7 protein-coding genes and 1 pseudogene are annotated in these 7,366 nt (G+C 40.4%); 6 read left to right on the top strand and 2 right to left on the bottom strand.

All coding sequences use genetic code 11. The annotated features are described in order from the left end of the window. The 3 genes from DW915_RS16175 to DW915_RS14010 form a co-directional block, all read left to right on the top strand. Positions 1 to 1,297: IS200/IS605 family element transposase accessory protein TnpB (locus DW915_RS16175; RefSeq protein WP_118742339.1), on the top strand; the 1,297-nt coding region annotated here is incomplete at its 5' end. A 478-nt stretch (positions 1,298 to 1,775) separates the two neighbouring features. Then, entirely contained in the window at positions 1,776 to 3,143 is a 1,368-nt protein-coding gene (locus DW915_RS14015) for an MATE family efflux transporter (RefSeq protein WP_118742321.1), read from the top strand. 13 nt (positions 3,144 to 3,156) lie between these two features. Further along, positions 3,157 to 3,744, top strand: coding sequence for a cytidylate kinase-like family protein (locus DW915_RS14010; protein ID WP_118742320.1), 588 nt, complete (start codon positions 3,157 to 3,159; stop codon positions 3,742 to 3,744). 453 nt (positions 3,745 to 4,197) lie between these two features. Here DW915_RS14010 and DW915_RS14005 read toward each other — a convergent pair whose 3' ends face one another. Continuing rightward, complete coding sequence (locus DW915_RS14005) at positions 4,198 to 4,647, bottom strand: Rrf2 family transcriptional regulator (RefSeq protein ID WP_055268481.1); 450 nt, start codon at positions 4,645 to 4,647, stop codon at positions 4,198 to 4,200. 230 nt (positions 4,648 to 4,877) lie between these two features. Between DW915_RS14005 and DW915_RS14000 the strand changes: the two genes are divergently transcribed. Further along, a complete protein-coding gene (locus tag DW915_RS14000) occupies positions 4,878 to 5,504 on the top strand; it encodes a DUF3786 domain-containing protein (protein ID WP_055221749.1) in 627 nt (208 codons plus the stop codon). Here the strand turns inward: DW915_RS14000 and DW915_RS13995 are convergent. After that, complete coding sequence (locus DW915_RS13995; RefSeq protein WP_118742319.1) at positions 5,426 to 6,073, bottom strand: TetR/AcrR family transcriptional regulator; 648 nt, start codon at positions 6,071 to 6,073, stop codon at positions 5,426 to 5,428. The genes DW915_RS14000 and DW915_RS13995 overlap by 79 nt on opposite strands. A gap of 168 nt (positions 6,074 to 6,241) precedes the next feature. On the opposite strand from DW915_RS13995, the gene DW915_RS13990 reads away from it, so the two are divergent. Together DW915_RS13990 and tnpA are read left to right on the top strand one after the other, a co-directional pair. After that, positions 6,242 to 7,012 carry an ATP-binding protein gene (locus tag DW915_RS13990; RefSeq protein ID WP_118742318.1) on the top strand — a complete coding sequence of 257 codons (771 nt, stop codon included), beginning with the start codon at positions 6,242 to 6,244 and terminating at the stop codon, positions 7,010 to 7,012. A gap of 146 nt (positions 7,013 to 7,158) precedes the next feature. Continuing rightward, positions 7,159 to 7,366 (top strand): annotated as a pseudogene (gene tnpA / locus DW915_RS13985) (IS200/IS605 family transposase); the annotation flags it as partial.

Genomic DNA, 7,366 nt, shown 5'->3' with positions numbered 1-7,366 from the left:
ACGAAAACAGAATATTCCGATCCGCCAGACACTGGAGATTTACCGTTCTGCTGTCTGCTATCTGGTCGAAGTGTATGAATCTGTGTGGGAAGAACTGGCCCAAATTGAGGAAAGTAAGAAACGTTTCAATGCAGCGGAACATCTGGTGCATACAACGAAACGGAATCCGGCCCGGTTTGATTTTGATTTCTGCTTTCCCAAGATGCCATCCTATTTCAGACGGGCGGCAGTCCAGCATGCGCTTGGGAGTGTATCTTCTTATCGGACGCGTCTGGAACAGTGGAAAGCAGAGGGACAGAAAACAGGAAAGCCGTATCTGAAAAGTGAACAGTATGCCATGCCTGTTTTTTACCACAATGTCATGTACCGTGAAAACACAGAAGAGAAAGATGCGGCCTTTTTAAAACTGTACGATGGACACGACTGGAAATGGTTTGCTGTGTGGCTGAAACATACGGATATGGAATACTTAAGAAAACACTGGTCGGGCAAAAAAGCTTCGGCTCCAACGTTGGAGAAGAAGCACCACAAATATTTTCTGCGTTTTACATATGCGGAAGAGGTATCTTTAAACCAGACACCTGTCAAAGAGCAAACGATCTGCAGCGTGGATCTCGGCATCAATACGGATGCAGTCTGTACCATCATGCGTCCAGACGGAACTATCCTGGGAAGAAAGTTTATTAACTTTTCCAGTGACAAAGACCGGATGTACCGTGTGCTGGGACGGATCCGAAGATTTCAGCGGGAACATGGATCGCGTCAGGCGCAGGGAAGATGGGCATATGCAAAACGTCTGAATACAGAGCTTGGCAGAAAAATTGCCAAGGAAATCATTTTTTATGCATCAGAAAAGAAGGCAGATGTGATTGTTTTCGAATATCTGGAAATGAAAGGAAAACTTTCCGGGAAGAAAAAGCAGAAACTGCAGATGTGGAGAAAACGTGATATCCAGAAACGGTGCGGACAGCAGGCACACAGAAAGGGAATCCGAATTTCCCGAATCTGTGCATGGAACACGAGCAGGCTTGCCTTTGATGGATCAGGAGAAATTGCCCGTGATATACGGGATCATCGTCTGTGTACGTTTCAGACCGGAAAAAGATACAACTGTGATTTGTCGGCATCGTATAATATCGGAGCAAGATATTTTATCCGTGAAATTTTAAAACCCTTACCGGAAACGGAAAGGTCTTTGCTGGAGGCAAAAGTTCCTGCAGTAAAGCGTAGAACCTCATGTGTTTATGCAGATCTGAGAGAACTGATTTCAGAAATGGAACTGCGTAAAGCAGCATAAACACAGGCAGATATGCAGTGGATTACCTGTTATGTGGAAACCTGCCGTATCCGGCATGGAAGAAGCACATATCTGTGCAAAATCTAAGTAACAGGCGTATCCGCCGATATTTGGTCTGCCGCTTAAAGCGGCCGGAAGCACGTGGCTTTAGTCATGTGAGGTTCACTCCATGTGCAATGAAAGTGGAGATGTTGTAATAGTAACAGGAGATAATAAAGGTTCTTTTGTACGCTATACTTTTACGGAATAAAAGTGCCGGTCGGTAAGGAGAAAATTTTGTTTGACTTTTTGAAAAAGAGGCAATATAATTACAGAAAACGAGTGGCGAGTAAGCGTAAATCCAGTTTACCGGCTGCTCGTTTTTGGTTTGCAGAAAATAAATATCGCCGTGAAAAGTGTGTAGCCTGTCAGCGTAAGTCCAGCTTATAAGATAAGGTGCGCACTTTTTTTGTGCCAAAAAGAAAGGAGTTAAAACAAAATGGCGGAAAGCAACAAGATGAAGGAGATGCCGGTGAATAAGCTGATGATCAGGATGGGAATCCCGATGATCTTATCTATGGCATTGCAGGCAGTCTATAACATTGTAGACAGTGCATTTGTAGGAAATATGAGAGTGGGAAGCGAAGAGGCATTAAATGCACTGACACTGGTATTTCCGGTACAGATGCTTATGGTGGCAGTAGGAATCGGAACCGGTGTAGGAACCAATGCGCTTCTAGCAAGGACGCTTGGACAGGGAAACGGTAAAAAAGCTGCAAAGGTAGCGGGAAACAGTCTGTTTCTTGGTGTGATCATTTATGTGGTCTGCTTATTATTTGGTATCTTTGGGGTGAAAACATATATTTCATCGCAGACAGTAGACACAGAAGTACTTGAGATGGGAGTTGGCTATCTGAGGATATGCTGCGTAATCTCTTTTGGTATTATTTTCTTTTCTCTGTTTGAAAAGTTACTTCAGGCAACAGGACGTTCTTTTTATTCTACCATTGGTCAGGTGGTTGGAGCTGTTGTAAATATCATTCTTGATCCGATCATGATCTATGGTATCGGACCCTGCCCGGAAATGGGGGTGAAAGGTGCAGCTTATGCAACGGTAATTGGTCAGGTAGCATCCGCAGTGTTACTGTTCATTTTCCATATGAAGATGAACAAGGAATTCGAGCATGGAGCGAAATACATGAAGCCGGATGGCGGAATTATCAAAGAAATCTATGCAATCGGACTTCCGGCAATCATTGCACAGGCTCTAATGTCCATTATGGTTTACGTGATGAATCTGATCCTGAAGTTCAATCCGTCAGCACAGACAGCCTATGGATTGTTCTATAAAGTTCAGCAGTTTGTTCTTTTCCTTGCTTTTGGCCTGCGAGATGCGATCACCCCGATCATTGCATTTGCCTATGGGATGAGAAGTAAGAAAAGGATTCAGGATGGAATTAAAAATGGTCTGATCTATACCATAATATTAATGATTCTGGGAATTGCAATCACAGAGATCTTCCCCGAAGCATTTGCAACGCTGTTTCATACGGGAGCGTCAAGAGAATATTTTATCGGAGCAATGAGGATAATTTCGATCAGCTTTCTGTTTGCAGGAATCAATGTTGCTTATCAGGGCATTTATCAGGCATTGGATGGTGGTGTGGAATCACTGGTTATCTCGCTTTTGAGACAGCTTGTGATTATTTTACCATTGGCAGGAATTTTTTCTGTATTTGTCAGAAATGGGCAGATAGGAGTTTCACTGATCTGGTGGGCATTTCCGATCACGGAAATAGTTTCCTGTTTTGTAGGATATGTGTTTTTGAAGAAAATCAGAAAAAATAGAGTGAATGTTTTGAACTGAGGAGGAACTGGAAATGGCAAAAAAAATCATCACAATCAGCAGAGAATTTGGAAGCGGTGGGCGTTTTATCGGAGAAGAGGTCGCAAAAAAACTGGGAATTTCCTACTATGATAAGAATATCATCAGCCGGATTGCAGAAAAGTCCGGCTTATCACCGGAATATATTCAGGAAAGTGCGGAATTATCTCCCAAAAAAGGTTTGCTTGCGTATGCACTTGCCGGACGTGATATTACAGGAAAATCAGTGGAGGATATGGTGTATGAGGCACAGAGAAAGGTTATTTTAGAACTGGCTGATAGAGAACCGTGTGTGATCATTGGAAGAAATGCGGATTATATTTTGAAAGACAGGGATGATGTATTGAATGTATTTATCCATGGAGATATGTCGGAAAAAACAGAGCGTATTATGTGCTTATATCATGTAGAAGAGAAGGAAGCCGTCAAAATGATGGCAGATACAGATAAAAGGCGTATGACGAATTATAGTTTTTACACGGATCAGAAATGGGGAAAAGCCAGCAATTATACGTTGTGTCTGAACAGTTCACAGCTTGGATATGACAGATGCGAGAAGATCATTGTGGAATGCAGTAAATAACCTGCCGTGTATCGATTGTGTCATGTACGCTGACACAAGTGCAAAAAAACAGATAATCCTGGATTGTATATGATTTTGTTATGAATGATCCAGGATTACTTTATGTAAAAAGAAAATAGAACGGATATTGACAAAAAAATAGTAATTATCTATAAATGAGCAAGTTCGTGATTTTGCATAAAAGAAAGACACTTTGATTCTTGATGTTGTATAATAAACAAACATTTGCAACATTTACGAAAGAAGGTGCCTCTTGCAAATACTATACATCATTCTTTATTCATATACAACCAGCTTAAGCAATTAAGGATAGAGTAAACTTACTGTCAGTTGGAGAGTCGCAGAAGATTCCCTGCTATGAACTTGACCAGATTGTTTTCTCATAGTCTACTTCTCCCACAGTGTTTTGGTGGCATTTCGTATTTGCTGAAGGTACATGAAAGTGTTCTCCTGTTAAATAATATTCTGTAAGTTATTTTCTATAGATATCCGCTGATAGTAGGTATCTATGATATCCTGTAAAGTAATCGTATTCATTTTTTCTTCGGCAGCCTTTTGAATTTCATTATAAAATCCCTGCAAAGATAACTGAATGTTAATGCCAATGCCACAATCTGGATTGGTATGAGTATCTAAATGAAGCAATGGTTTATCACCTTCAACTGCTTTATAAATATCCAGCAATGTAATCTGATCGGCTGGTTTTGAAAGAGAAGGACGGGCATGTCCGGCTACACTTGTCATAAGTTCCGCTTTTTTTAGTTTTAACATAAGCTGGCGTACAAAGCCGGGATTTGTATGGACACTTTCTGCAATTGAGGCACTGGAGAGGGATTTTTCCTGGTTGATAGCAATCAGAACCATCACATGAACAGTATCACTTAATTTCGTTGAATATTTCATGATAAGAAACTCCTTGTAGTATGATATAATGATCTTGTTTTCACGTTTTTGGGATGAAAATATTTCTGGTTTGTTTAAAACATCCTAAGTTCTCAACAGTTCTTTTTAATGTGTTGATAAACTGTGCATTTTTTAATGCTTTGATGATTGTAAATAATATAATTACAACTATAATGGAGATTAAAGGAAAAGTCAACACAGATACTATAAATGTTCACAAAGGAGAACTTATGGAATACAAAAATCAAACAGAAAATCGTGCATTTCAGGAAATGTTGCAGGCAGCAGTAAAACGGCTGCAAAATCGTTCCGGAGAGGAGATTGCTGCAAAAAGCGGGGCTGTTTTTCATAGCAGCCGGAATGTACTTGAGATAATGAGTTTTTATGAAACGATTGAAATTCAACTTCCTGAATTCTATATTAACTCAGACATAGATGAATGGCATTATCTGACGTTGTTGCATTATCTGGATATGGCCGATGGCACAGAAGGCTCACAGAAGCTCATTACTTTTGGTAACCTGAAAGATGGATTGATACGGGGAACCAAGTTTGACCGGACTGCAGAGCAGAAACTGGAAAAGCTTTTGCAGGATAAAGATCCTGAGAAAATTCAGAAAGCATGTAAAAACCTGGGTGCAGAATTCACAGAGACAAAGGCGGATCTGTGTGCTGTTTTTCCAGTTCTGCCAAGATATCCGGTAACTTTAAAGATATGGTTTGCAGATGAAGAATTTCCTGCATCTGGCAAAATATTTCTTCAGGATCATGCCGATCATTATCTGAGTGTAGAAGATGCGGTAACAGTTGGAGAAATTTTGCTGCAAAAATTATCGGAAGCATTTTCTTCTCTCTGATCATGAATCAGAAAACTTTCCAGCCCGGATTTGATAAATTTGTCGATTACTGTCTGAATCTGTTTCCAGTCATTACAATGATTGCGGAGCATCAGTCTGTTGATGGAAAGGCAGCCATTCATTTGAAAATAAAAAACCGATTCTGCCTGTTCAAAGGTCAGGAGGCTGTGTGACATAAGCCAGGTCACATAGCCTTCTTTTGTATTTTCTGCTATTTTTTCCAGAAGAATAGGGGCAATTGCATCATCCAGAAACAGTGCCCTGTATTGTGATTCCATCTGTATTTTCTGACAGAACGGATAGGAACAGCTTTTTTGATTTAGACAGAATAAATGATCTACAGTTGTTAACATATCCTGAGTCATATCATTAAAAATATCTGATAATACATCATAGATATCGTAGTAATGAAGATAAAAAGTGCCACGGTTGATTTCAGCATTTTTGCAGACCTCTGTAACTGTAATTTTCGTAAAACTTTTCTGCTTTAACAATTCTAAGAACGTATCTTTTATGGTTTGTCTGGTATAGCGGGTACGGCGATCTTGTTTTTTCGCTTTTTCTGACATTATATACTCCTGTATTATTTGGGATCATATGATTCCTCAACAATTTTTCTTATATGTTGAGTAACCATACAAATCTCACAGACTGATTATTGTAATTTATATAGTAACAACTATAATGAGGTTTAAAGAAAAAGTCAACAGATTGTTCAGAATTTTAGGAGGAAAAATATGGGACATGTAATTGCAGTATCAGGAAAAGGTGGCGTAGGAAAAACAACTCTTTGTGGATTGTTGATCCAGTATTTATGTGAAAGCGGAAAACGTCCGGTCCTGGCGGTGGATGCAGATGCAAATGCAAATTTGAACGAAGTGCTCGGTGTTGAGCCGGAGGTCACACTTGGGGAGCTGAGAGAAGAAATTGAGTGGGCAGGCATAGACCCACGATATCAGATTCCCTCCGGTATGACAAAACAGGCATATCTGGAAATGCGTCTTTCTGATGCGATTGCAGAAGAAGACGATTATGATTTGATGGTAATGGGACGAACCCAGGGACAGGGCTGCTATTGTTTTGTAAATGGTCTTGTGCAGACCCAGGTTCAGAAACTGCAAAGCCATTATCCATATATTGTGGTTGATAACGAAGCGGGTATGGAACACATCAGCAGAGGAATTCTGCCAATGATGGAAGTTGCGATTCTTGTGAGTGACTGTTCCAGAAGAGGTGTTCAGGCAGCCGGACGTATTGCAAAGCTGATGAATGAATTAAACTTTAAACCACAGAAAACTGGATTAATCGTGAATCGTGTTCCGGATGGAAAACTGGATGCCGGAACTCTGGAAGAAATCCGAAATCAGGGACTGGAACTGTTAGGCATTGTACCACATGATGACCAGGTATATCAGTATGACTGTGATGGAAAGCCGATCATACGGCTTCCGAAAGATTCTCCTGTAAGAAGTGCACTGGGAGAAATTGTAAAGAAGTTAGGATTGTGAGTTGGAGGATTGGAAGTTTGAAAACTGCGCGTCGCATTCTCGTTACTTCAGTGATGAGTTAGACGCGCAAAATTTTTACCAAAATGGGAACAAATGTTTGAGTTATTCCTATGCATATGGTATACTATTTTTATGAAGAAAGAAGTCATCTGCTTGTAGATTACCGACCACAGTTTTATATTTCAGACATGATCAAAATCATGAAGGGGAATCTTGCACACCAGATGTTCCTTTTACATCCAGAGCTAAAGAAAGAGTTGTGGGGAGGACATTTGTGGAATCCGTCTTATTGTGTTGTAACGGTCAGTGACCGGAGCCGTGAACAGGTACTTGCTTACATAGAAGGGCAGAAGG

The organism is Blautia sp. AM42-2, assembly GCF_003480245.1.
Taxonomy (GTDB): domain Bacteria; phylum Bacillota; class Clostridia; order Lachnospirales; family Lachnospiraceae; genus Fusicatenibacter; species Fusicatenibacter saccharivorans.
Note: the sequence above shows the minus strand (reverse complement) of the source record. Positions and strands in the feature narration are given on the sequence as shown.

Bases quoted from the DNA above. Each gene is read 5' to 3' on its own strand.
- DW915_RS14015 (WP_118742321.1), top strand. From the start codon at position 1,776: ATGGCGGAAAGCAACAAGATGAAGGAGATGCCGGTGAATAAGCTGATG.
- DW915_RS14010 (WP_118742320.1), top strand. From the start codon at position 3,157: ATGGCAAAAAAAATCATCACAATCAGCAGAGAATTTGGAAGCGGTGGG.
- DW915_RS14005 (WP_055268481.1), bottom strand. From the start codon at position 4,647: ATGAAATATTCAACGAAATTAAGTGATACTGTTCATGTGATGGTTCTG.
- DW915_RS14000 (WP_055221749.1), top strand. From the start codon at position 4,878: ATGGAATACAAAAATCAAACAGAAAATCGTGCATTTCAGGAAATGTTG.
- DW915_RS13995 (WP_118742319.1), bottom strand. From the start codon at position 6,073: ATGTCAGAAAAAGCGAAAAAACAAGATCGCCGTACCCGCTATACCAGA.
- DW915_RS13990 (WP_118742318.1), top strand. From the start codon at position 6,242: ATGGGACATGTAATTGCAGTATCAGGAAAAGGTGGCGTAGGAAAAACA.